This is a genomic window from Williamsia muralis (genome assembly GCF_002735905.1).
GTDB classification, from domain to species: Bacteria; Actinomycetota; Actinomycetes; order Mycobacteriales; family Mycobacteriaceae; genus Williamsia; species Williamsia muralis_A.
Window position 1 is genome coordinate 475,216 of sequence record NZ_PEBD01000008.1, and the last position, 24,408, is coordinate 499,623.

The 24,408-nt window shown below is 63.6% G+C and carries 24 protein-coding genes; 9 read left to right on the plus strand and 15 right to left on the minus strand.

The window, feature by feature from the left end; genetic code table 11:
• Positions 1–60: 60 nt before the first annotated feature.
• Positions 61–549 (minus strand): histone-like nucleoid-structuring protein Lsr2, encoded by a 489-nt coding sequence (locus CSW57_RS11260; RefSeq protein ID WP_223249193.1) that lies wholly within the window; start codon positions 547–549, stop codon positions 61–63.
• Between the two features lie 276 nt (positions 550–825).
• Here CSW57_RS11260 and CSW57_RS24455 point away from each other — a divergent pair, with 276 nt between their 5' ends.
• Positions 826–1,020, plus strand: a complete 195-nt coding sequence (locus CSW57_RS24455) for a hypothetical protein (RefSeq protein ID WP_099382841.1) — start codon at positions 826–828, stop codon at positions 1,018–1,020.
• Positions 1,021–1,221: 201 nt separating this feature from the next.
• Here CSW57_RS24455 and CSW57_RS11270 read toward each other — a convergent pair whose 3' ends face one another.
• Positions 1,222–2,313: a GAF domain-containing protein gene (locus tag CSW57_RS11270; protein ID WP_143696517.1), complete on the minus strand. Its 1,092-nt coding sequence runs from the start codon at positions 2,311–2,313 to the stop codon at positions 1,222–1,224.
• Positions 2,314–2,657: 344 nt separating this feature from the next.
• On the opposite strand from CSW57_RS11270, the gene CSW57_RS11275 reads away from it, so the two are divergent.
• Positions 2,658–4,361, plus strand: coding sequence for a sensor domain-containing protein (locus CSW57_RS11275; protein ID WP_099382843.1), 1,704 nt, complete (start codon positions 2,658–2,660; stop codon positions 4,359–4,361).
• Positions 4,362–4,390: 29 nt separating this feature from the next.
• On the opposite strand, the gene CSW57_RS11280 is transcribed toward CSW57_RS11275, so the two are convergent.
• The 3 genes from CSW57_RS11280 to CSW57_RS11290 all read right to left on the minus strand — a co-directional run bounded on the left by CSW57_RS11280 (position 4,391) and on the right by CSW57_RS11290 (position 6,732).
• Positions 4,391–5,467, minus strand: a complete 1,077-nt coding sequence (locus tag CSW57_RS11280) for an NAD(P)H-dependent amine dehydrogenase family protein (protein WP_099382844.1) — start codon at positions 5,465–5,467, stop codon at positions 4,391–4,393.
• 54 nt (positions 5,468–5,521) lie between these two features.
• A complete protein-coding gene (locus CSW57_RS11285) occupies positions 5,522–6,262 on the minus strand; it encodes a glucose 1-dehydrogenase (RefSeq protein ID WP_099382845.1) in 741 nt (246 codons plus the stop codon).
• A 101-nt stretch (positions 6,263–6,363) separates the two neighbouring features.
• A complete protein-coding gene (locus tag CSW57_RS11290; protein ID WP_030167167.1) occupies positions 6,364–6,732 on the minus strand; it encodes a PLDc N-terminal domain-containing protein in 369 nt (122 codons plus the stop codon).
• A 303-nt stretch (positions 6,733–7,035) separates the two neighbouring features.
• On the opposite strand from CSW57_RS11290, the gene CSW57_RS24275 reads away from it, so the two are divergent.
• Positions 7,036–7,398, plus strand: a complete 363-nt coding sequence (locus CSW57_RS24275) for a hypothetical protein (RefSeq protein ID WP_143696518.1) — start codon at positions 7,036–7,038, stop codon at positions 7,396–7,398.
• Between the two features lie 5 nt (positions 7,399–7,403).
• Here the strand turns inward: CSW57_RS24275 and CSW57_RS11300 are convergent, their stop codons facing one another.
• Positions 7,404–8,084, minus strand: a complete 681-nt coding sequence (locus tag CSW57_RS11300; RefSeq protein ID WP_099382847.1) for an alpha/beta hydrolase — start codon at positions 8,082–8,084, stop codon at positions 7,404–7,406.
• 152 nt (positions 8,085–8,236) lie between these two features.
• On the opposite strand from CSW57_RS11300, the gene CSW57_RS11305 reads away from it, so the two are divergent.
• Complete coding sequence (locus CSW57_RS11305; RefSeq protein ID WP_099382848.1) at positions 8,237–8,974, plus strand: DJ-1/PfpI family protein; 738 nt, start codon at positions 8,237–8,239, stop codon at positions 8,972–8,974.
• 30 nt (positions 8,975–9,004) lie between these two features.
• Here the strand turns inward: CSW57_RS11305 and CSW57_RS11310 are convergent, their stop codons facing one another.
• Entirely contained in the window at positions 9,005–10,570 is a 1,566-nt protein-coding gene (locus CSW57_RS11310) for an acyl--CoA ligase family protein (RefSeq protein ID WP_099382849.1), read from the minus strand.
• A gap of 386 nt (positions 10,571–10,956) precedes the next feature.
• On the opposite strand from CSW57_RS11310, the gene CSW57_RS11315 reads away from it, so the two are divergent.
• Positions 10,957–11,643, plus strand: coding sequence for a CPBP family intramembrane glutamic endopeptidase (locus CSW57_RS11315; protein ID WP_099382850.1), 687 nt, complete (start codon positions 10,957–10,959; stop codon positions 11,641–11,643).
• A gap of 56 nt (positions 11,644–11,699) precedes the next feature.
• On the opposite strand, the gene CSW57_RS11320 is transcribed toward CSW57_RS11315, so the two are convergent.
• The 5 genes from CSW57_RS11320 to CSW57_RS11340 form a co-directional block, all read right to left on the minus strand.
• Positions 11,700–12,509 carry a UbiA family prenyltransferase gene (locus CSW57_RS11320; RefSeq protein ID WP_223249194.1) on the minus strand — a complete coding sequence of 270 codons (810 nt, stop codon included), beginning with the start codon at positions 12,507–12,509 and terminating at the stop codon, positions 11,700–11,702.
• Positions 12,510–12,623: 114 nt separating this feature from the next.
• Complete coding sequence (locus CSW57_RS11325; RefSeq protein WP_099382851.1) at positions 12,624–13,799, minus strand: alkaline phosphatase family protein; 1,176 nt, start codon at positions 13,797–13,799, stop codon at positions 12,624–12,626.
• An 11-nt stretch (positions 13,800–13,810) separates the two neighbouring features.
• Positions 13,811–14,467 carry a hypothetical protein gene (locus CSW57_RS11330; protein ID WP_223249195.1) on the minus strand — a complete coding sequence of 219 codons (657 nt, stop codon included), beginning with the start codon at positions 14,465–14,467 and terminating at the stop codon, positions 13,811–13,813.
• An 88-nt stretch (positions 14,468–14,555) separates the two neighbouring features.
• Positions 14,556–16,025 carry an MFS transporter gene (locus tag CSW57_RS11335; RefSeq protein ID WP_189339216.1) on the minus strand — a complete coding sequence of 490 codons (1,470 nt, stop codon included), beginning with the start codon at positions 16,023–16,025 and terminating at the stop codon, positions 14,556–14,558.
• A complete protein-coding gene (locus CSW57_RS11340; RefSeq protein ID WP_143696519.1) occupies positions 16,018–16,575 on the minus strand; it encodes a TetR/AcrR family transcriptional regulator in 558 nt (185 codons plus the stop codon). Before CSW57_RS11340 ends, CSW57_RS11335 begins: the two co-directional genes overlap by 8 nt.
• A 182-nt stretch (positions 16,576–16,757) precedes the next feature.
• On the opposite strand from CSW57_RS11340, the gene CSW57_RS11345 reads away from it, so the two are divergent.
• From CSW57_RS11345 to CSW57_RS11360, 4 genes are all read left to right on the plus strand, one after another.
• Positions 16,758–18,149 carry a phenylacetate--CoA ligase family protein gene (locus CSW57_RS11345; RefSeq protein WP_143696520.1) on the plus strand — a complete coding sequence of 464 codons (1,392 nt, stop codon included), beginning with the start codon at positions 16,758–16,760 and terminating at the stop codon, positions 18,147–18,149.
• A gap of 193 nt (positions 18,150–18,342) precedes the next feature.
• A complete protein-coding gene (gene exaC, locus CSW57_RS11350; protein WP_023955193.1) occupies positions 18,343–19,866 on the plus strand; it encodes an acetaldehyde dehydrogenase ExaC in 1,524 nt (507 codons plus the stop codon).
• Between the two features lie 53 nt (positions 19,867–19,919).
• The gene (locus CSW57_RS11355; protein ID WP_023955191.1) at positions 19,920–20,330 is read left to right on the plus strand and encodes a DUF779 domain-containing protein; all 411 of its coding nucleotides are present in this window, start codon (positions 19,920–19,922) and stop codon (positions 20,328–20,330) included.
• Positions 20,331–20,450: 120 nt separating this feature from the next.
• Complete coding sequence (locus CSW57_RS11360) at positions 20,451–21,020, plus strand: YdeI/OmpD-associated family protein (protein ID WP_099382855.1); 570 nt, start codon at positions 20,451–20,453, stop codon at positions 21,018–21,020.
• Positions 21,021–21,071: 51 nt separating this feature from the next.
• Here CSW57_RS11360 and CSW57_RS11365 read toward each other — a convergent pair whose 3' ends face one another.
• From CSW57_RS11365 to CSW57_RS11375, 3 genes are all read right to left on the minus strand, one after another.
• Complete coding sequence (locus CSW57_RS11365) at positions 21,072–21,872, minus strand: YsnF/AvaK domain-containing protein (protein WP_223249196.1); 801 nt, start codon at positions 21,870–21,872, stop codon at positions 21,072–21,074.
• Between the two features lie 207 nt (positions 21,873–22,079).
• Positions 22,080–22,529, minus strand: a complete 450-nt coding sequence (locus CSW57_RS11370) for a nuclear transport factor 2 family protein (RefSeq protein WP_099382857.1) — start codon at positions 22,527–22,529, stop codon at positions 22,080–22,082.
• A complete protein-coding gene (locus CSW57_RS11375; RefSeq protein WP_099382858.1) occupies positions 22,530–24,335 on the minus strand; it encodes an N-acyl-D-amino-acid deacylase family protein in 1,806 nt (601 codons plus the stop codon).
• Between the last annotated feature and the right edge of the window lie 73 nt (positions 24,336–24,408).

Below are 24,408 nucleotides of genomic sequence, written 5' to 3' on the forward strand. Positions count from 1 at the left end.
GCCGAGGGCAGATAGCCCTCGGTAGGTACTCGCGGGGGCCGATGTTGGTTCCGCCTCCGGTCAACGCCCGTCTGACTGCTCCCGGTAAGCGGCAATGATCTGCTGGCTGATGCGTCCGCGATCGCCGATCTCGTAGCCCTGTTCCCGGGCCCATCGCCGAATAGCTGTCCGTTCGTCGGCGCCGACCGCAGGCCCCTCTCGGCCGGTGGTGTGGTGCTTGGGTGCGGTCGACCGTCGACGACCACCTACACGGGCCGACTTGCTCAGCAAAGTCGAGACCGGAACTCGGCCGTTCTCGATCTTCTCCAAATTCGTTGCACTGGTGTCGATTACGTAGTCGACCCCCAGCCACGACCACTCGATCGTGTGCAAGTGATCAATGTGAACCGGCTTGCCATCCAAGTCGTCGACGTATTCGACGACGGTCTTTTTCGCCATGCGGCTAAAGATAGCCAAGTTGGTGCCGGTACGCGGGCTAAAAAGACAATCCGTCCGCAAAACATTCCATGGACGATGCGTTCCCTCGTCCGAACGGTTGAATGGCGCCACCCGCGAGACTGTCTGGCTACTGCTCACCGCTCGGCCGACGTGTTGTGCTCGCTGGGGCGACGCTAAGCGAACTGTTCTTCCAGCCCTCGCCATTGTTGCGATAGGCGCCCAGGGAGTCCATCGGCACCATCGGCAACGATTTGTAGGTCCCTGGATCGTTTGAGGTTTGAAGTTCACCGTGTAGGTCCTATCGATCTCGCGCATACAACTCCGGCGTGGCAAGATAAGCCGCATGGGGGGTTTTGAAGTGTGCAAATCAGAGTTGGTCGGTATTTCGTGAACGATTACAACGAATCAATGGAAATTGACGATGATTCATCGATGCCGCAGGATGCGTCGAACGTCAATGTAGATCGGATTCCGTCCGCGAAACAGACCTTGATCGGGGGCGATCTGATGGTGGTCCTTGCCCTCACTGCTCTATTGGGTCTGGTCATAGGCGTGATAGTGCTCATCGAACTGGGCAATTGACACCAGCTACGAACCGTCGACCCATTGCCGTTCGGGCACGAATTCAATTGTTCGCCCGCTATGGACACGTGTCTATTGATTGCGAGAACACTGAGGTATTGCCGGTGATACCCCTTCACGGGGAAGAATGATCCGGCCGTCCGCCCGCTGTATCTCGCAGCAGCACAACATCTTACGGGTAGACGACCACGGGAGCGGCAGTCAGGTCACGGGGGCGGCCGGAGGCAGCCAATCTTTGTGCCGCTCTGCGCGTCGAGTGATACGAACAGTGGCTGCCGGCGGATCGGTGCCCCTGACTCGTTGGCAGGCGAGATCCAGCGTGTGCCAGTGCGCGTCGTCTCCCCACAGCCGAAGCGTTGCCGTGAGTTCAGGCTCGCGTTCGAGCGTTTCCGCCCAACGGTGCGGGAGTCCGTGATCGTCGGGATGAACACGGGCGCGCCCGGTATCTGGGTCCAGATGAATGCCATCGAGTACCTTCTGGCCCTGCCAGCGGGCCACCATGATGGGGAAGCGGTCACCACGCGTTTGTGACCGATCCAGCTTCCAGTAGACGATCGCGGTCCACCCGTCCACCTCTTGTGCCAACAGGTTGTTGGCAGCATGGAGGGGGTTCTCGCGAGGCGGGTCGAACTGGGTCACGTCCCAGGTCACCCCGCGCCAGAAGCAACCGGTATCTGTTTTGACCACCTCGGTGGCCGCCCGTAGCGACCTGGGGTCTGAACTGCCGCTCGTGCCATCTGACGGGCGATCGATCCGGACGGTCAACGGGTAGCGGGTGCCGTCCGCGCGACTCGCCAGCACTGCAGCAGCCGCCACCATGTCCGCCTCCGAGAAAGTGTCGACCGTGTTGTGCAGTGGATACGGCTTCCCGGGCGCCCAATCGCGCCCGTAGATGTTGGGTATGCCAGGGCCGTAGATCACGGTCAGCCTCTCCAGGTCCCATTCCCAAGCGCCGGTGCTGACATGCGGATATACCGGCTCGGCTGTACCCCCGACCCATACCCAGACCGCGTGGACGTTCCCCGAGCCAGAGGTCACCGGTTCGGCGTACGCGTGCAGTCGGTCCCCTCGAAGGAGTAACTCTCTCCGAACAGGAGCTCGCGACGCCACCGCGACCTCGACGGCCGGCTTGACGAGTTTCGAGATGGCCGGCAGCGGAAGGTCGACTCGCTTGAGCTGCTGGAACCCATCGGCACCAGGCAGCACCGCAGGATTGTCGCCCCTGGCCACCACGCCCGCGATGGAACCGCGAAAGGTCGCGATCAACAACCACGTGCCGGGTGAAACAGTCATCGGCCCCCCATGTCGCCGCCTCCCGCGGGTGACATCTCGATACCCTACGGAACCCCATCATTCCAAGCCTCATTGTGCGTGGTGCGCCGACGTCGCGACAATCTCGTGCGGGCTCTCGGTAAGGCGAATGCCAATTCCCTTTTTGGACGTTCGGCTATTTCCGTGAAAAGACTCCAGAACGGAAACTTTTCCACAGGTCACATTTCCCCTCGATCGGGCCGGTTGTTTCTGAAACGGTCACCACGGCGCCAAGTCCAAAACAACCACGTCCAGGTTGGTGGGTTTTCACAGCACGGTCTCAGTGGTCGCATGCTGTACTTGATCGAGAGGGGGACAGCCGTGCGATGAGCGACAACAACAGAGACGTGATCACCGGAAAGGCCATCGGGGCAGATGAGGACGCGTCCGAGCGGCGTGCGTTGCGGGAGCACGAGCACTACCAAAGTCTCGTCGAGCACAACCCCCATCCGATTGCGGTGCACTCCGGCGGCGTCATCGTCTATGCCAACCGCGCCGCCATCGTGGAGATCGGCGCCACCTCGCTCAACGACCTGGTCGGCCGGCCGATCACGGACTTCATGCATCCCGACTCGATCCGAGAGATCACCACGAAGCTGGTCTCACTCACGACGGACGGTGACTTCACCGACGCGGTGGAGGTTCGAATGGTTCGATTCGATGGCTCGGTCATCGACATGGAGATCGTGTCTGTCCTCACGAAGTGGCGAGGTGCCCTTGCCTACCAGGTCATCTTCCGGGACCTGACGGCCACCAAGGCCGCGGAGCAGGCGATCCGTCATCAGGTCGCGCTGGTGGCCACCGTCAGCGACGCCATCATCGCCACCGATTCCGCCGGAACAGTGGTCAGCTGGAATCCTGCCGCACAGTCCATCTACGGCTCCACTGCGGTCGAGGCGATCGGCTGTCCGGTTGCCGAGGTACTGGGGGCGCCGATGAACCTCCGTCGCCGTGTCGGCAAACCCGCCGAAAGTGTTGTGCACTATGCGAAAGACGGCACTCCCAGGATGATGCGTCTGGCTGTCTCCGAGATGGACGGTGGATATGTGGTGGTCTGTTCGGACAACACCGCACAGATCGAAGCCGAGACCAAGTTCACCTCGGTCGTCAATTCACTCCAAGAGGGCGTGCTGCTCATCTCTCAAGACGGGGTGGTCGAATCCGCAAACCCGGCTGCTCGGCGGATGTTCGAGAGCGAAAAGCGCAGGTCCGCAGGCTCCACCGCGGAGCGCATCACCATCGTCGACCTGAATGGCATTCCCATTCCGCCGCAGAACTGGCCGTCGCAGATCGTGACTGCCACGCACAAGCCGGTCATCGATGCGATCGTCGGTTTCGACCGCCTCGATGGCAGCAGAGTGTGGCTGTCGTGCAATGGTTTTGTCCTGAACCCCAACGACCCCGACCACTCGTCGGTGGTGATCTCGTTCACCGACGTCACCGAGAGTCGAGCGCGTGCGGCACGACTCGAGTACGCGGCAGACCACGACATGATGACCGACCTGCCCAACCGTTCCTATGTACTGCGCCGCCTCACCACAATGTTGGAGAACCGCGCCGCACAACACGATTCGGGCGACATCGACGTGGTGATGTACATCGATCTGGACAAACTGAAGAACGTCAACGACTCTCATGGTCATCGCGCCGGCGACCGCGCCCTCATCGCCGTGAGCAGGCGGCTGCGTGCGGCGTTGCCCGCACCGCATTTCGTGGGGCGTGTCGGCGGCGACGAGTTCGTGGCTGTGCTGATCGGAGTCGACGAAGAGGACATGGAAGACATCTCCGACGACATCCACCTGCTGCTCCTCGATCCGATCGAGATCAACGGGGAAGAGTTCCGAATGCGCACAAGTGTGGGCATTGTCCGGATTCGCGACGGCGAGAAGCGCACTGCCCAGGACATCATCAGTGATGCAGACACGGCCATGTACCAGGCCAAACTCCGCGGTGGAGGCCATACGGTGGAGCACGACAAGGCGCACCCGAGCCGCGAATTCACCCCGGAGGCAATCAAATTGGTGCGCTGAGCTCGGTCAGGTCCCGGGCTTCGCGGGCATCAGGCGTGGGCGTACAACCCTCGACCGGTCACGAGTGGCAGATCAAGCGTGGTGTGGATGCCCGGCGTCGCTGCGATGACCTCGGGGATCGCGTTGACGATGCGGCCTGCTGCGGCGACGATCGCGGCATGGTTGTGGTCGCCCTTCTCGCTGGTGGGGCAGATGTCGACGGTGTAGCTGGGTTCGCCCGTGATCTCCACGCGGTACGAACCGCCTTCCTGCGCGGGGCGGGCCCAATCGGGCCGGAGGTCGTCACGTAGCCGGGTGACGTGTTCGACGACGATGGCCGAGTGGCCGTTGACCTTCCCGTGGATCTCGAAACGCATGGCCGCGACGGTGCCCTTCTCGATTCGTCCGACTGCGACGTCAAACGAATCCGGTGCTGGCTCGAGCTCGAAGCTCTCGGTGATCTCGTCCACCTCGATGCCGAGACCGGCGGCAAGCTGACGAATCGTTGTGCCCCATGTGAACCCGAGAATGCCGGGCTGAAAGAGGATCGGGAGTTCGTCGAGCGGTTTGCCGAAACCCATCACGTCGAACATCACGATGGCGCCGTCATAGGTGGCGTAGTCGGCGATCTCCATGACGCGGACCTGTTCGATGCGCTGGCAGGTCCCGGCCAGCGCGAGCGGGATGAGGTCGTTGGCGAAGCCGGGGTCGACGCCGGTGATGAAGATGCTGGCATCACCCTGCTTCGCCGACGCCTCGACCCTGGCTATGTTCTTGTCGGGTAGCAGCTGCCATGGGTACTGCAGGATCACGGGAGATGACCCGACAACGTTGACGCCGGCTTCCAGGATCTTCTGGCAGTCCCGGAGCGCATCACCGGTACGCGTGTCTCCCATCGCGCAGTAGACGACGCAGTCGGGTTCGGTCGCGAGCACCGCGTCGATGTCGCCGACCGCGGTGATTCCGGTGACGACGTCCAGGCCCGCGAGTTCACCCGCATCGCGGCCGATCTTGGACTCTGTGGAGACGCCGACCGCGGTCAGTTCGTAGTCCGCACTCGTGATGAGTTGGGTCAGTGCCAAACTCCCCACGTTCCCGGTTCCGATATGAGCGACGCGAATCGCCATGTGTGTCTCCTCGTGAGTGTTGTGCGGGCTGCGATCGACGTGCGAGTCTGTGCGCTACATGGACTTGTGCGGCACGTCGGTGACCAACCCGCCGTCCACCACGAACTCGGTACCCGTGGCGTACGACGACTCATCACTTGCCAGGAACAACACAAACGTGGAGACCTCGCTGGAGTTGCCCGGGCGGCCGAGGGGGATCGTCACCAGATCGTCAGGGAACTTCTCGGTCATGGGTGTGCGAATCAGGCCCGGATGCAGTGAATTGACCCGGATGTTGTGGGGCGCGAGTTCGAGGGCCACGGATTTCGCGAGTCCGCGGACGGCCCATTTAGTGGCGACATAGCCGTGGGCCCAGGGCGCTCCACGAAGTCCTTCGATCGACGACACATTGATGATCGAACCGCCGCCGGCCGCGATCATCGGATCGGTCGAGGCCTGGATTCCGTAGAACGTGCCCGTCAGGTTGACGTCGATGATCTTCTGCCATTTGTCGTGCTTGAACGCCTGGATGGAGCTGCCGTTGGCGATACCGGCGTTGTTCACCAGAACGTTGAGTTTGCCGAACTCACCGACGGCAATGCCCACAGCCTCTTGCCACTGGTCGGCCTGGGCGACGTCGAGGTGCACATAGCGTGCGGCGTCACCTAGCTCATCGGCAAGCGCTTTGCCCTCGTCATCCAAGATGTCGCCGATCACGACCTTGGCGCCTTCGGCGACCAGTAACCGCGCATGCGCTGCGCCCATTCCTCGAGCACCGCCGCTGATGATTGCTACTTTTCCGTCCACGCGTCCCATGGGGCGTCACGGTACCTGCAAATCCAGACATGTGTCCAGACCCGTGTCGCGCAATCGGTCCAACACCGACTGACGCTGGGGGCTGCTGACGAACGAGGGGGTCAGTCGGCCTCGCGCTCGCGCCGACGGCGGTCGAGTTCACCTTGACGTCGTTGCTGTTCCGCGCGCTCGCGGCATCGACGCAGGAATTCTGCATCTGCCTCGGGATCCTGCGGTTCGAATCGTCCCGGAACGTCGTATTCGGGGTAGCCGAGTGCCGAGGCGCGACCCGAACCGCTGACCCGACCGGAGATGCCGGAGACCGGACGACCCGCGAGGAACCACACGATAGACCCGACCAACGGCAAGATGATCACCAGGAGAAGCCACGCCCAACGCGGTAGCCCCCGGATTCCGGCAGCGTCACTGCCGATGATGTCTACCAGTGCGGCGATCATCACGACGAGGACGATCAGACTCAGATATGGCACGCGAACCCCCCACTCGGTGAAATCGCAGAAATTGCGACCCTCATTCATATCCCGAGGCACCGGCGACGCGCGTCCCCGGAACGGATGAGTCCGTGCGGTTCGTCGGGGAACTGAATACGCGGCTCGGCGGCGGAGTATCACCTGCACATTCAGCTGGGTGCGATCCGTGTTGCGCAGATTCAATTACTGACGCTACAAAAAACTATTGTGCGTTTGGGCGCTCATGTTTCCCGGTGAATCCATCAATACCGGATTATATTTTTTCAGAAGGATGCCGAAATCGAGATGAATGGGGTGGGTTGAGTGAGGAGAATAATTGGTTCATTGGCGTGTGTGGTGGCCTTGGCGGGAGGGTGGGTTGCCGCAGCGCCCGCTGCTGCGGCACCGGGGTATACGGACGTGGCGCTGTCTTGGGGCACCGGTTTCGGATGTCCGGTGAACGTGTCGAACACCGGGACCGCGGCGGCCTACAACGTCTTTGTCGTACCCACGACGCCGGCGCCAGTCGCGCCTCAGTGGGTGGGGACGATCGCGCCCGGTGAGACCAAAGCCCTGAGCTACGGCGATTGCTACTTCTATGACCTCTCGTGGCCGCAGCGGATCTTCGCAGCGACCACCTCATGGGACATCAACTGGGACAACAACAATTTCACATTGGTTGACTGAAGACCTCAGGAAGTGACGCCGCAGGCGCCCGCGACCCGGGATGCCACGTCAGCGGTGACTGCTTCGGTGTCGGGGGCATCCGAGGGTACGTAGTGGTCGGAGGCGGCGTCGTAGGCCGCTCCGGTGATCGAACCGTGATCGGCGTCGAGTTCGACGAGTTCGACCGGCCAGTCGCTGCGCTGAAGGGTGGCGGCGAAACCTTGGCTGGAGCTGATCGGTACGACGTCGTCGGATCGGCCGTGCAGCAACGTGAACGGCGGTCGCTGACCGGTCGACGGCAATTCTTCGGGGAGCTTCTCACCGGTGAGCGGGCTGGTTGCCGTGAAGGCTCCGGCGAGGCACACGGCGTGATGGATACGGACTCCGAGTGCGTCGGCGTCGATCGTGAGCCCGGCCGCCGCGAGGCCACCGAGTGACCACCCGACGATGACAAATCCGCTGGAAGACTCGGCCCGATCCATTGCAACCTGCGCTGATCGGAGCAGATCTGCTCGGCCACCGTCGGCGGAGTGCGAATCCCAGTCCGGAGCAATCACGTTCACCCCGTGTGCGGCGATGCGTTCGGCGAGCGGGCGAACAGCTGCCCGTGCATCGGTCTGCATCCCGTGCCAGAGCAACACGGTGGGATGTTCGGGGTCGCCGAAAAGGTCTGCCTGTCGTCCGGGTGCGTAGTCGATGGTCTCCATACCCCGAGTCTGCCTGAGATCAGGCGATGGCGAAATTGGTCGAATGCGATACGAGCGAACCGATGACCGGGATGAGTGAGGGGCTCGTCCCGTCGACCCGGAAACCGCAACGGACGGCACTACCAATCTCTACTGATAACAGAGGAGTTCACATGACACAGATCGCGCTGGTTGTGTACCCGGGTTTCACAGCGCTCGATGTTGTAGGACCGTACGAGGTGTTTCGCATGTTGCCGGATGCAGACGTCCGCTTCGTGTGGCATGAGGCCGGCCCCGTTGTGGCCGATTCGGGGGTGTTGATCCTTGGTGCAACCCACACACTGGACGAAACGCCGTCGCCCGATGTGGTCCTCGTTCCTGGGGGCAACGCCTCGGTGATGAATCAGGCCCGGGACGGGCAGCTACTGCAGTGGCTGAGATCTGTCCACACCTCGAGCACCTGGACCACCTCGGTGTGTGCTGGATCAGTGGTGCTGGCGGCTGCCGGTGTGCTCGACGGTCAGCGGGCAACCTCACATTGGCAGACCTTGAGTGCTTTGAAGTTGTTCGGTGTCACGCCGGTAGGGGACCAGCGAATCGTGCATGAGGGAAAGATCGCGACCAGCGCAGGGGTGTCGGCCGGTATCGACCTCGCCTTGTGGGTGGCTGCTCAGATCGCCGATGAGAAACGAGCCAGAGCGATCCAGCTGGCCATCGAGTACGACCCGCAACCACCCTTCGATTCGGGGCACCAAGACAAAGCCGACTTGGGAACCAAGGCGCTCGCGACAGCAATACTCGCCAAAGAGAGCCTCAATAAGGCTCAGATCTCAGCCGCGTCGAAACTGTTGTGGGAGCAGGTGATCTCTGCGGCGCGAGTCAAGATGAGCAGGCATCAGAATAGGCAGTAAGACGCTCGAAGTCGTTGCCTTACCTCACCTTCAGTGTCCCGACCGCAGCACGTTCTTCTGTATCTTTCCGGTCGAGGTTTTCGGCAGGTCGCTGAACACGATTTCTTTCGGGACCTTGAACCGGGCGAGTCTGGTTCGGGCGAACTCGATCAGGTCGGCTGCGGTGAGGTCGTGGCCTGACCGGACGGTGACGTAGGCGACCGGCACCTCACCCCAGCGTTCGTCGGGACGGCCGACGACGGCCGATTCGACAACATCTGGATGCGCGTCGAGGACACGTTCGACCTCAACCGAGGCGATGTTCTCGCCGCCGGAAATGATGACGTCCTTGCTGCGGTCCTTGAGTTCCACATAGCCATCGGGATGCATGACTGCCAGGTCGCCGGTGCGCAGCCACCCGTCGATGGTCGCGGCGCGGGTGGCGTCGGGATCGCGGTAGTAGCCCAGCATCACGTTGTTGCCGCTGACCACCAGCTCGCCGAGGGTCTGGGCGTCGGCCGACACGTCGTCGCCGTCGGGGGAGACGACCCGCACTGGCCCGGCGGTGATGTTCCCGATGCCCTGACGCGCCTTCTTCTCGGCCACCTCATCGGGCGTGGCTGCGTCCCACTCGGGTTGCCATTGATTGACGACGATGGGGCCGAAGGTCTCGGTCATGCCGTACAGGTGGGTCACTTCGATGTTGAGCGCGGCCATCCGGGCGAGCAGGGCGGGCGACGGCGGGGCACCGCCCGTGGACACCTGGATCGGGGTGTCGAGCGGTGAGGCTGAACGATCCTCGGCGATCATCGTCAACACCGTCGGCGCAGCGCAGAAATGGGTGATGCCTGTGTCGCGGACCAGGCGCCAGATCTCGGCCGTGTCGATCGCACGCAGACAGACATGGGTACCACCGGCTGCGGTGACGGCCCAAGTGAAACACCAACCGTCGCAATGGAACATCGGAAGGGTCCACAGGTAGTTCGAGCCCGGGTCGAGACGGGACTGGAAGGCCATCGAAACGGCCTGCAGGTACGCACCCCGGTGGTGGTACATCACGCCTTTGGGCCGCCCGGTTGTCCCAGAGGTGTAATTGATGGCCAACAGACCGCGTTCGCTTGGCTCGCGCTGTACCGCGCCGGTTGACTGAGAGAGCAACTGTTCGTACTCGTCGTCGGGTCCTCCTGACACGATCAGTCGAATACCCACTGCTGTGGCGACTTTCGCAGCGACGTCGGCGAACTCGGCTGTTGCCACGAGGACCTTCGCTCCACTGTGGTCGAGGATGTACTCGATCTCGGGCGCCGATAGCCGAATGTTGAGCGGCACCAGAACCGAACCGTGCAGCGGGATGGCGCTGTGCAGTTCGAGCATCACGTGGCTGTTGGCACACAGTGCCGCCACCCTGTCGCCCTCACCGATCCCCAGGTCTTCGAGCACGCCGGTGAGGGCGAGCGCGCGTCGGTGGTAGTCGGCGTAGGTGAAGGTTAGGTCGCCGTCGACGATCGCGGTTCGGTGCGCGAAGGCCTGCGCGGCACGCGTCAGGAATGCCGCCGGGGTCAAAGGAGCGAAGGTGAAGTCGCTCGGATGGGGATCAGTTGCTCGTTCTGCCGGCATCGGTATTGCTCCCTCGATAAGACTCGCGATGGTGAAATCGTATGCTCCGCGTTTCGTGTGTTCGATGAGGCCGTCCGGCGATCACTTTCGACACCGTGGCCGACATCATGGTCGGGCGTAGGTTCTGGTCAGAAACCGGCGAGACGGGCGGTGACTTCTTCATGCGATTTGAAGGTCAGCTCGATGCCGAACATCGCGACGGCGTAATGAGGGGTCGAGCAGATTCATTCCGAAAACTTGGCATCTTGTGCCAAGCGTCGAGCGCGTAACAGAGGACGCGTGAACATCATTCATGCTCAGGGAGCCGAAATCGGCACTCGGGTCGGGCAAGCAGCGAGCGACGTCGAGGTGTACCGAACCGACCCGTCCAGCGATACAGTGCAGTGATGCGCGACGTGGCAATGGTGGTCGGCGCGCTGGCGCTGATCAATGTGTTGGCGCACTTCACCATCGACAATGCCGCGTACCTGGTGGTGCCGCTCGGATCGATCATCGTGATCATGTGCATGCGGTGGCGGGGCTTCAGTTGGCGCCAAATGGGACTTGCGCCTGATCAATTCAAGCGGGGCGCCAAGTATGCCTTGCCGATCCTGCTGGTCGTCACCGTGATCGCTATCGGCGGCGCCATCATCCCCTTCACCAGGACGCTTTTCCTGTCGGATCGGTACGACACGGTCGGGTTCGCCGTATACAGTGCTCTGCTCGTGATTCCGCTCCAGACCGTCATTCCAGAGGAGTTGCTCTTCCGCGGTGCTCTCGATGCGTCGCTGAGGCCGGCTGTGTCGTCGCGCGCGGTGTATGTCGTCGGCGCGAGTCTTTTCGGCCTGTGGCATGTGGGGTCGTCCACCGGTCTGACCGCGGGAAACGATGGTCTGACAGATCTTTTGGGCTCGGGAGTGATAGCGCAGGTGGCCGGCATCGCGGGCGCGGTGGTGGTCACGACGTGCGCTGGTCTGCTGTTCATCTGGCTCCGGCACCGCAGTGACAGTTTGCTCGTACCGGTTGCGTTGCACTGGGCCGTGAACGGAATCGGAGCGCTCGGCGCCGCGCTTGCGTGGCAGTTGTCGGGGTAGCGGTACGGGAGGCGAGACGGTCCGGTTCGGGGTGCGACGTGCCGGCGACTCGGGCGTCAGCGGGCGATCAGAACAAGCATGGTGACATCGACCGCGGCGATGACGATGGCACCATAGAACGGCGTCCGGCCAGGAGCGCGCATCGTCGCCAGCGCGATGACAATCACCGCGCCGAGTCCAGCCCACAGCCAAGGCATATGAGCATTTGCGATCACTGCGATCGCCGTGGCGCCCACGAGCAGTCCAGCGGCGACGTAGGGGATCCTTCGAGCTCCCAACAGATGCGGCAGTCCTTCGATGCCGGTGGCGGCGTCGTCTCCGAGGTCGGGCACCACGTTGAGCAGGTGTGCCCCCACCCCGAGCAGTCCACTGACCGCGACCATCCACAGCGGCGGCAGATGACTCGGCTCGGCGGTCAGCATCACGACCACCGGTAGCGAGCCGAACGCTACGAAGTAGGGAACCCAGGAGAACACCGTCGATTTGAGTACTGCGTTGTAGGCTAGCGCTGATCCGACGCCCAGAACGAGGTGGACCAGTCCCGGGGCCACCCCGCACGCCAGCGACGCGACCACACACACCACGGCAGTGATGACGACCGCAACGGTCACCGTCCTGGAACTGAGGTGGCCGGACGCAAGCGGTTTGTCGGTCCGGCCGACCTGCCGGTCCCGGTCCCGGTCGATGAGATCGTTCGTCCAGCCGACAATCAGCTGACCGCTGAATACGGCCACCATCAGCACGGGGATCAACGGTGCAGCGACGTCGGCGGCGAAGGCGACGGCCGCGGTCAGCGCGGTGACGGCGAGGGCCGGGATCACGTGGGCCGCGCCCACCAGCGCAACTGCCGGCCGGAGCGTCAGCACGATACGTCGATCACCATGGGGCCGGTGGCGGCAGATCGAGTGGTCCGTGTTGCCTTCACCGAACCAACGGTACGGCGAACCCGTTCCGACACGACTCGCTTGAACACGAACAGGTCAGCGGGTGCCCCGCAGAACGATGGCCGGAACCAACTGCTCTGCCGAGTCCCAGGCTCCGTGCTGCCCGACGAGCTGGGACTCGAGCGGTTCGACGACGGAGCGCACCATCGCGGTTGCTCCACGAGCCGCCGCGATCACATCACCGATCCTGACCTTGTGCCGCTCGGTCACCGTCGGCCCGAACCAACCGGCATCGATCGCCTCTTCCCGGGTGACCACCGTCGCGCGGTCGCCCAGCGTCTCCTGCCAGACGCTCCGGACATCGGCCGCTGCTCCCGGTTCGGTGTAGATGTGCCGTACCCGTGCCTCACCGGCGACCGCAGTGGTACCGATCGTCAGCTCGTGGTGGGTGTCGATGTCGAATCGGCCGGTCGAGGTGTCGACCATCCCGTGGTCACCTGTCACGACGATCTGCCTGCCCGCCGGGAGCTCATCGGCAAGTGCGCCGACCATCTCGTCGATGAGGCGCAACTGTTCGCGCCAGGACTCCGACCCCGGTCCCTCGAGGTGCCCGGCGAGGTCGAGGCCCCCGTAGTAGGCGTATGCCAGTGTCGGTTCACGACCCGTCATCTCGGTGAGGATCGCCACGCGCAGCTCATCGAGCTTCTCGGCGGCGATGATCTGTCCGGCCCCGCGGAAGGCCGCGCGCGAGAGTCCTGACCCGATGTGGTGGCCCGGGACGATCTGGCGGGTGACAAACCCTTGCGCGCGGCAGCGCTCGAAAATCGTTGTCCCCGATTGGATGTCCTCAGGTACCGCCACGTGCATCAGGTCGTGGTCGTGATCTCCGTGTGCGCACCACCGCAGTGTGTTCAGGATCGGCGACTGCGGGACCAGCCCGTCGGCACCGGCCCTGAACGTGTAGCCGACCATCCCGTGTTGTCCCACCGTGCGTCCGGTACTCAAGCTGGTCAGGCTCACCGACGTGGTGGCCGGGAAGCCGGCGGCGACCACCGTCGAATGGTCCAGACTCGCGGCATTGAGATTCGGGGCATCAATCGGATGGGCGGCAACGAGTTCTGCGCCCAGGCCGTCGATGAGTAGGACTGTTGCCGAGTGGGCCGGGACAAGACGTAGCCGGTTGTCGAAGTCGGCCGCACCGAGCGATGCGGCGACCGACTCGAGCACCGACGACAACGGCGGCAGGGTGCTGTGGGGATCCAATTCGCTCATCGGCTACGACGCTAACCTGCGACCGCCTGTCCCGCAGGCGCTTTCTTGCGGGGGAGACTCAGAAGGGAGGCGGCCAAGAAGCAGAGCGCGCCGATGAAGGTGCCGCCCTGATCGAGGAACGGGGCGATCGGGGAACCCGCGCTGTCGACGTAGGCACCGGCCGCAGAGAAGCCGAAGGCAACGGAGCCGACCGTGTTGAGGACGGTCGCGGGCCATGCGGGCGCATCGGGCTCGTCACGTCGTCGGTACAGGTCGGTGGCGAAGACGGCGAGCGCAGAACTCACCAGGAACGCGATGGACCCGTAGACGTCGGGGCGCCAGCTGTATCGATCCTGATCCGCTATCGAGTGCACGATGAGCACGGCACCGGTACTGATGTTGAAGGCGATCGTGCCGAAGAACTGGATGAGCCCCGACAGCCATTCGGACACGTGGACTTCTCGTCCCACCTTGAGTGATCCCGTGATGGCGGAGGCACTCCCCAGGCGCCCGGCCAACCGGAACTGGAGCAGTGCCGCGGCAGTGAAGAACCACGAGCCGGCGAAAAAGGCGATGTTGGAGGCGGTGGAACCGGCCACCGCTGTGAATCCAGGCGCCGAACCCATGGCGAAGGCCGCCGATCCGATGGCAAAGCCCCAGCACTCAGTGCGTACGGGGTGCCGGATCACCAACGCAGGCTATCGCGTTGGTGACCGCGCTATGGACATGGACGTTTGGCAGAGCCCCGGGTCCGCCTCCAGCGGGTGTGTGTTGAGGTCAGTCCGCCAGAGCCGGTTCGGCGGCGGGCGCCGGGGTGTCGACCTTGTTGACGCGGATGAGCGCGAGCGACGCGATCAGCGCGAGCACGGTCACCACGATGGCTGCCTGGAAGGCATGCTGTTGACCTGCCACGAAGATGTCGGCCTGACCGCCTGCGGTGCCCGCGCCGGCCCCGAGCTCGTCGGCGCGAGACGCCGCGGCATGCGCGAAAATGGTGCCGAAGACGGCGAGACCGATCGCACCGCCGACCTGCTGGCCGGTGTTGAGCAGGGCAGAGGCCAGGCCCGTTTCGTGTGGGGCCACGCCATTGACAGCAGTCAGTGTCAGCGGCACGAAGCTGCAACCCATGCCCACGCCGAACACAACCAGAGAGCCGAAGAAGAACCAGTAACTGCTGCCGGCGTCGAGCTGTGTCAACAGAACCATCGCCACGACAGCGAGGATCGGTCCGACGGTGAGGAACGGACGGATACCGATCTTCGGGATGAGTCGCCGGACCACGACGATGGACATGAACATGATCGTCACCGGCATGGGCAGGAAACCGACGCCAGTGTGGAAGGGACTCCAGCCGTGCACGTTCTGCAGGTATTGCGCCAAGAAGTAGAACGTCGTGAACATTCCGGCCGCGAGGAACAGCATGATCAGGTAGGAACCTGTGCGGTTACGGTCGCCGAAGATGTGGAACGGCATGAGCGGATGGCTGGAGAAGCGTTCGATGACCACGAACGCGACCAGCAGTGCTGCGGCGATCACGAGGGTCGCGACAGTTGTTGTCGCACCCCAGCCGTCGTCCGCGGCCTTGGTCAGCCCGTAGACGAGCAGCGACATTCCGGCGGTGACGGAGATGGCACCCGGTAGATCGAGTTTGGTGCCTGAGCCCTGCGACTCGCCCAGCACGCGTGGCGCCAGGAGTAGCACGATCGCACCGATCGGGGCGTTGATGAACAAAGCCCATCGCCAGCTGGCGAAGTCGGTCAGCACGCCTCCGAGCAGCAGACCCAGTGCCCCGCCCGATGCGGCCATGGCCGCGAACACGCCGAAGGCACGAGCTCGTGCCTTCGGCTCGGTGAACGTGGTGGCCAGCAGGGCAAGAGCGGTGGGCGCGGCGATGGCACCACCGGCGCCCTGAGCGGCGCGGGCGATGATCAGCATCATCTCGCTGGTGGCGAATCCGCCGACAAGCGATGCAACCGCGAAGAGCGCGATGCCGATCATGAACATCCGCCGGCGGCCGAACAGATCGCCGGTGCGTCCGCCGAAGAGTAGGAGCCCGCCGAACGCGAGCGAGTAGGCGGTGACAACCCAGGTGAGGTTGGCCGCCGAGAAGTCGAGGTCGTCGCGGATGCTGGGCAGCGCGACATTCACCACGGTGGCATCGAGCACCACCATGAGCTGCGCGACGCAGATCACGGCGAGGGCGATGCCGCCGTTGCGGGTCGCGGGTGTGGGTGGCGCTTCAGTCATGGCTGTCCTTCTGGGCGGTGGATATGGTTCGCCGGGGGAGCCCCAGCACCGGAAGTAGCACGCTGCCAACAACTTTCTCAGCGTAAGCGCGGCCGGCGGGCTGGCCTGTCGTGAGTGCACGCTGCAGCATCAGCGAGGGCAACAGGCTCGCGGCCATGGCCACGTCGATGTCGGTTTTGAGTTCACCTCGGCGCCGCGCGCGTTCGAGCATCTCGGTCATGCGGGCGATGCGCGGCTCGGTGAAGCGGGTTCGGAACGCCTCGAGAAGCTCGGGCTCACGGGGAAGGGCGGAACAGATGCTCACCATCACCCGCAACAGCCGCTGTGAATACGGATTGCAGGAGATGGCGATCATCTTTTCGATGTCGCCTTCGAGGGTGCCGGTGTCTATCGCGTCGATGGCAGGCTTGAGCGTCGCCATCGTGTCGATGACGAGCTCGGCCTTGTTGGCCCACCGGCGGTAGACGGTGGCCTTGCCGACGCCTGCCGCGGTGGCGACGCCTTCCATGGTCAGGCGGTCGTAACCGTCGCGGACGAGAACCTCGACCACCGCATCGATGATCGCTTCGTCCCGGCTCGGATCCCGAGGTCGCCCTCGACGGGCTTCCTCCGCGGCGTTGATGGATGGCACTGGTGGACGGTAGCACGAAACGGAACGGTGTCGTATCGAAAACTCGGCTCAGGAATCCCGAACGCTCGGCAATGCTGATGACTCTCTGCCAGGCTGAGCCGATGCATGACGGGTTTGCCCAGGATGGGGTCGAGGATGTCGACCGGGGCCGGCAGTGGCTTCGCCGGGATGCGCGCCGAGCGTCGCGCCCGGACGCCGATCTCGATGCGCGGGTGACTCGGCGTTTGTCATCACTGGTCGACCGGTCTCGCACGCTGTCACCGCTGTTCTCCGAGCTGTATGCCGACATCGACAATCGGGTGACCCTGCAGGGCCTGCCGGCCACCACGAAACCCATGCTGCTCGATCGGTTCGACGAGTGGTGCACCGATCGTGCGGTCACCCGCGCGGCCATCGACGAGTTCATTGCCGACACCGGCAACGTAGGGCAGCGGTTCCTCGGTGAGTACCTCTGCAGTGAGTCCTCCGGCACGTCTGGGGTGACCGGGCTGTTCGTCACGGAGGAATCGGCGGTGACGGTCGCCGCAGCGTTGGGAGTTCGCAATCGCCGACCGCCACCGACCGCAATGGTTCGACTGCTGGCCAAGAGAATGCGAACCGCACTCATCATCAATCTCAAGGGCCACCATATGGGCGCCGCCTTCTACTCGAGTCGGACGGTCGCAGGTGCGGACTCGCGGGTTCGGTTCATGTCCGTGTTCGACCCGATCGACACGTTGGCCGAGCAGCTCACACGGTTCGATCCAGCCTGTATCAGCTCGTACGCGTCTGTCGTGGTACTACTCGCACGCGAGCAGTTGGCCGGTCGACTTTCCATCAATCCTGCGGTGGTGCTGCCATTTTCAGAGACCATCACCGCTGAGGCGCTACAGCTGATGCAACGCGCGTGGCCACACGCGCAGATAATCGATCGCTATGTGTCGAATGAGTGCATGTTCATCTCGGCGCGGTGCTCGCAGCGGTGGCACCATCTCAACGCCGACTGGGTGATCCTGGAACCTGTTGATGCCGAATACAATCCGGTACCGCCCGGCACGCAGTCGCATACTGTTCTGCTCACCAACCTCTTCCGGCGGGTCCAACCGATCATCCGATATGACCTCGGTGACTCCATCGTGATGCGACCCGACCCGTGCCCTTGCGGTAACCCGCTACCCGCGTTTGACGTGGTGGGACGCTCGGGTGAGCTGTTGAACTTCACGGCTGCCGGGCGACTCCGAGGGATCTCGCCGACCGTGATCAGCGTGACGTTCGATGAAACGCCCGGTGTCGCCCTCTGGCAGGTGGTTCGAGACTCACCGATGCACTTGACCGCTCGCATTTCAGTGGAAGCCGATCACGATGCGGAGGTCGTCGCACAAGACACCCGCCGGCGACTGACCGAAATCTTGGTCAAGTCCGGGCTGTCGACAGTGAGTGTCGACGTCATACGCGAGCCTCCGGTTCGGAATTCCGGCGGCAAACTCGTGCGGATTGTCGACGCTCACCGCTGAGGTGGGGGCTGACCGAACCCAGCGTTATGAATCCCGCCGTGGGAGGTGCTCCCACGAACAACGGTTCCGAGAAAACCAGTCGCCTGTTGCAACCCGGATGCAACGCGGCGACTCGTACTGTGTGCCTTAAGTCACACGTGGCCGCCCTGCGGGGGCGGGTCACGAGGGCCACCACAGGTAACAGAGGAGCATCATGACCGTTTACGCCAATCCCGGAACATCCGACGCAGTGATGAGTTTTGAGTCGCGCTACGAGAACTGGATCGGTGGCCAATGGACAGCACCGGTCAAGGGCCAGTACTTCGAGAATCCGTCGCCCGTCAACGGCAAGACGTTCTGCGAGGTCGCCCGGTCCACATCCGAGGACATCGATCTGGCCCTCGACGCAGCCCACAAGGCCGCCCCGATGTGGGGTCGTACCTCGGTTGCCGAGCGGTCGCTGACGCTGCTGCGGATCGCAGACCGCATGGAGGAGAACCTCGAGAAGCTGGCTGTCGCGGAGTCATGGGACAACGGCAAGGCCGTTCGCGAGACCCTGGCGGCTGACATCCCGCTGGCGATCGACCACATCCGATACTTCGCGGGAGCGCTTCGCGCCCAACAGGGGTCGATCTCCGAGATCGACGAAGACACGGTGGCCTACCACTTCCACGAGCCCCTCGGCGTTGTCGGCCAGATCATCCCGTGGAACTTCCCGATCCTGATGGCCGTCTGGAAGCTCGCTCCCGCGCTGGCCGCCGGAAACGCGGTGGTGCTCAAGCCCGCCGAGCAGACGCCGGCTTCGATCCTCTACCTGATGAGCCTGATCGCCGACCTGCTACCGGCCGGCGTGCTGAACATCGTCAACGGATTCGGTGTCGAAGCGGGCAAGCCGCTGGCCTCGAGCAACCGGATCCGCAAGATCGCGTTCACCGGCGAGACCACCACGGGCCGGCTGATCATGCAGTACGCGTCGGAGAACATCATCCCGGTGACCCTCGAACTCGGTGGCAAGAGCCCGAACATTTTCTTCGCGGACGTCATGGCACAGGACGACGGCTTCCGCGACCGCGCGCTCGAAGGCTTCACGATGTTCGCCCTGAACCAGGGCGAGGTGTGCACGTGCCCCAGCCGTGCCCTGATCCAGGACTCGATCTACGACGACTTCATCGACCTCGCGGTGGAACGCACGAAGAAGATCAAGCAGGGCAACCCGCTCGACACCGACAGCATGATGGGCGCCCAGGCGTCCAACGACCAGTTCGAGAAGATCACCTCGTACCTGTCGATCGGTAAGGAGGAGGGAGCCAAGGTTCTCACCGGTGGTGAGCCCCTCGAATTGGAGGGCGATCTGGCCGGCGGCTACTACATCAAGCCCACCATCTTCGCCGGCACGAACCGGATGCGCATCTTCCAGGAGGAGATCTTCGGCCCGGTCCTCGCTGTCACCAAGTTCTCCGACTATGCCGACGCCATGCAGATCGCGAACGACACCCTGTACGGACTCGGTGCCGGGGTGTGGACCCGCGACGGTGCCACCGCCTACCGCGCAGGCCGTGAGATCCAGGCCGGTCGGGTGTGGACCAACACCTACCACGACTACCCGGCTCACGCGGCCTTCGGCGGCTACAAGCAGTCCGGCATCGGCCGCGAGAACCACCTGATGATGCTCGAGCACTACCAGCAGACCAAGAACCTGCTGGTGGGTTACGCTCAACAGGCCAAGGGCTTCTTCTGATCGAAGCTTTTCCTCAAGCGTGACAACAGATTTCATCAGGAAGTGAGTGTGTGATGACTGCACCGGAACGGGTCGTCGCAACTGACTCCGCCGTGGAGCTCCTGACCAAGCTGTCGGAGCTCCACGGCGGCCTCATGATCCACCAGTCCGGTGGATGCTGCGATGGATCGGCCCCGATGTGTTACCCCGCCGGAGAGTTCCGCGTCGGCAGTCGTGATGTGCTGGTCGGAACGCTCGACCTGCCCGAACCCCTACCCGCGGTACGGGTATGGATCAACGGTGACCAGTTCGAACTGTGGAAACACACCCAGCTGATCCTCGATGTCGTCCCCGGGCGTGGTGCCGGGTTCAGCCTCGAGGCGCCCGAGGGTGTCCGGTTCCTCTCCCGTTCGAGAGCATTCACCGCTGATGAGAACTCCGATCTCGACGCCGCTCCACCCCTGCGCGGCGCAGAGGTCGGCTGACCCGATCAGGGTCACCCCGCCCGCTCCGGACATCTCTGACGGCCGCCACTGAAGGAGATGACCGGGGCGGGCGTTTCGCGTTCAGCGGACCGCAGATGGCACCGGCGCTACGCTACCGGCATGGCTGACATCCAGGCGCCCCAGCTGCATCCGGCGGATCTTGCCGAATGGGCCAGGTGGTTGGCAGACAATCACGCCACCTCGTCGGGCGTGTGGCTCGTGTTCTGGCGCAAGGGATCCGGTCACCCACCACTCGACTACGACGAAGCCGTTCGTGAAGCACTCTGTTGGGGATGGATCGACGGTCACACCCGGGCGATCGACGACCACCGCCGTGGCATGTGGTTCACGCGCAGGGGACGCGACAGTGCGTGGGCGACGTCGAACAAGGCGCGGGTTGCCGACCTGATCGCTCAGGGTCGGATGCGACCTCCAGGACAAGCGGTCATCGACGACGCCAAATCCCGCGGGCTGTGGAACCTGCTCGACGATGCCGAGGCGTTGATCGAATCACCCGAACTGGCAACAGCTCTCGATGTCGATCCGGTTGCCCGCGAAAACTGGGATGCGTTCCCGCCCAGCGCTCGTAAGCTGGGCCTCTCGCAGATCGCCTTTGCCAAGCGCCCGGAGACCAAGTCCAAGCGCATCGCTGCCATCGTCGAGAAGGCCGCCCGGAATCAACGGCCGTGACAGGCTGCGCCGCCATTCCCCTTCCCGGAAATGGCGGCGTGAGCCGGACGGCTAGTGCTTCTTGCCGTCTTCGTCGATCTCCACGCGCTCTTTGCGAACCTCGTCGGTGACCGTCGCCTCGTCGGACACCGTCTCGGTGTTCAGCCGGACACGTTCGACAGCTTCGACGTCCTTCTCCACCACGGGCACCTCGCTGTGGAGGACCACCTCGTGCTCTTCCTCGCTGATGGCGGGACCGTCATGGGCGGCGCCGCGGTTGGCGTCGGTGATCGGTTCGCGCTCGATACGTATCTCTTCGTGGCTGACCGGCACCGTCTTGGTGACGTTCTCGGTGACGACGTACTTGCGCAGTCGCGCACGGCCGGTCTCCTGCTGGGTGGTCCCGACGCGGACCTTCTCCTCGGAGACGGTCATCGCATCGTCCGTGGTGGGACCCGAAGTATCATGTCCGACAACTCCTTTGCCGGAACCACCGGTGCCGGTTGTGTTGTCCGCGGTACCGACGTGGCCCGCATCGCCGCCGCCGCCCGTTCCTGCGAGGCCGTAGTACTCGTAGAGCCGGTCCTCCTCGGCCGGTGACAGGCTCCCGTCAGGGTCGACCCGCGGCGCGTCCTTGATCTTGTCTTTGTCGTAGCTGATGGCGATGTCGTTGCCCTGGACGGTCGCATCGGCGAGAGGGGCAAACGACTCGGATGTGCCGAACAGGCCCGTCTTGACGGTCACCCACGTGGGCTCATCGGTCTGGTTGTCGAGGTAGATCTGGCCGATACTGCCGATCTTGCCGCCGCTCGCGGACACGACGTTTCCGCCGCCGCTGGAAAGTTTGCTCACTTGATTGCTGGAAATGGTCACGGTGTCTCCTAGTGGTGCTCGGATTGAGCGGCGATTTGCAGTCGCAAATGCAGCTCCACCGAACGTATGCCCGTGATCATCAACACTAAAACATCTGTGATTAAGGATAATTGGACACCATGTCCGAGTTATTCGCCGGCCTTCGTGATCCATATTTGCCGCGCGCCAACGACACGCCGACGCCGGGTGGCGCGGCTCTGGGCCGACTCAGATGACGCCGGTGGCGTCGTACATCCACGACATGTCGGCCGAACTGAAGTTCTCCACCCAGTTCGGCGGCGCGTGATTGGCCAGGCCACCAAAGTCCCAGTAGTCCTTCCACAGGGTGATGCGTCCATCGATCACCTTGTGCACGGTCACAAAAGCCAGGGTCGCGGTTTCGCCGGTGGGCCAGGTCCAGGTCTCGGTGTGTTCGTACATCACGTCCTGACCGTTCTCCACCAGTAAGCCGTCATGGTTGACGTAGTCGGCCAGGCTCTCCAGGCCGATCTTCAGGCGCTTGACGATGTCCTCGGGCCCTCGCGCGGCAGCTGTAGGACCCACCGGCATGTCGACGTATATGCAGTCGTCGGACACGAAACCCTTGATGGCCTCCCAGTCGCGTCGGCTCAGCGCGGCCCACAGGCCGAGAACTACGGATTCACTGGTGCTTGTCACTCATACCTCTTGGGGTGTTGGATGTGCGGATCGATCGTGCGGCGACGGAGCCGGGCTGTCACCGGTTCGGGTGCGTAGAAAGCGCCCAACCCGTCGTTTACCGAGAACTGGTGTGGGTGAACCCTTCTCGAACATGAGCTCGCCGTTGACCATCACGGCGGACACGGTCTCGTCGTTGCGGTTCACCATTCGTGACAGACCGCCGAACTGCTCGAGCCTTGATTCGCTGTAGGCATCGAGTTGTTCGTCGAGGTGGTCGGGGTCGAGTATGAGGAGGTCTGCCCGGTCGCCGATGCGCAGGTGCCCGGCATCGATGTCATACCAGTCGGCGAGCTCACCGGTGAGCCGGTGCACCGCGTGTTCGATCGTCATGAACGGGGTGCCGGCTTCTGCCGCCGAATGAACATGGCGCAACAGCCGGAGCCCAAAGTTGTAGAACGCCATGTTGCGCAGATGGGCGCCGGCATCGGAGAAACCCAGCTGAACGCCCGGTTCCACCGCAAGCTTCTTGAGGAGCTCGGGACGGTGGTTGGAAATTGTTGTGCGCCAACGTAGTTGATTGCCGTGCTCGACGACGAGATCGAGGAACGCGTCGACGGGGTGCAGTCCACCGCGGTCGACACCGACTTGGCCGAACGACTTGCCGACCACCGAGGTGTCGGGGCATTCGACGATCTCGGCGTCGAAGAAGTCGCGGTGCCACACCTGCGGGCCGTACTTGCGCCCGTAGTCCTTGCGGAACGCGCGCCGGTAGTCCTCGTTCTGCATCAGCTCGTTGCGGTCGACCTCGGTCTGCAGATGCAGAGCTGCCGCGCCCGAACCGAACTCCTCGAACACCGCCAGGTCGATTCCGTCCGCATAGACCTCGAAGGGGACCGGGAGGTGTTGCCAACGGAAGTTCCCGCCGAGCTTGTTGATGAACCGCGCAATCGGCCCCATCGCGTGGATGACCTCGGGGCGAGCCTTGATGTCGGCCGCCGAGAGCAGGCTGGTCTTGAGTTGGCGACGTCGCCAGAGGCCCAGGGAGCCGAAGGCCTGGGAGAGCACGTTCCATGGCCGTGAGATGTCGGGTCCGGTCTGCAGAACCCGATTGCGGGTGCGCAGTATGGCACCCAGCCGACGGAGTTCTGGCGCCTTGGCGTAGGTGGAAGGCAGTGTGCGAGAACGGCACACCTCTCCGTCGAGCTTGTCGAAAAGCAGCTGCTGCGAGGACATTCCGACGAAGCCGGCGTCCAGGGCCTCGTTGAGCATCTTCTCCATGCGGAGGAGCTCTTCGGGTTCGGGGGCCACCTCTTTGCGTGTCGCCCGGTCGAGGCCCATCGTTGCCGCCCGCATGTCCGAGTGTCCGATGAACGCGGCGAGGTTGGGCCCCAGGGGAAGCGATTCGAGCGCGTCGACGTACTCGGCGGCGCTGCGCCAGTTCTTGCGGCTGTCGACGTTGGCGATCACGTGACGCCGCGGGATCGCCTCGACTCGGCCGAAGAGATCGCCGGCCACCTCGGCTCCGATGTGGATCGTCGACAGTGAACACGAACCCAGCAGAACGGTGGTCACGCCATGCCGCAGCGACTCGCTCAACGCCGGCCCGCCGAGAACCTCGACGTCGTAGTGGGTGTGGATGTCGACCATGCCGGGCAGCACCCATCGGCCGGTCGCGTCGATCACGGTGCGGCAGTCGGCCGGATCCAGCGGCTGGGCGCTGACCGCGACAATCCGTCCGTCCCGGATGCCGATATCGGCGATGGAAGAAGGGGCGCCGGTGCCATCGAACCACCGACCCCGGCGGATCAGTGTGTCGTAGGTCATAGTCGGATGTAACCCCACCGATCACGGCGCGTCAACAGTAGGCCTTCTGCCGCCGAAATCCGTTGGCATAGTG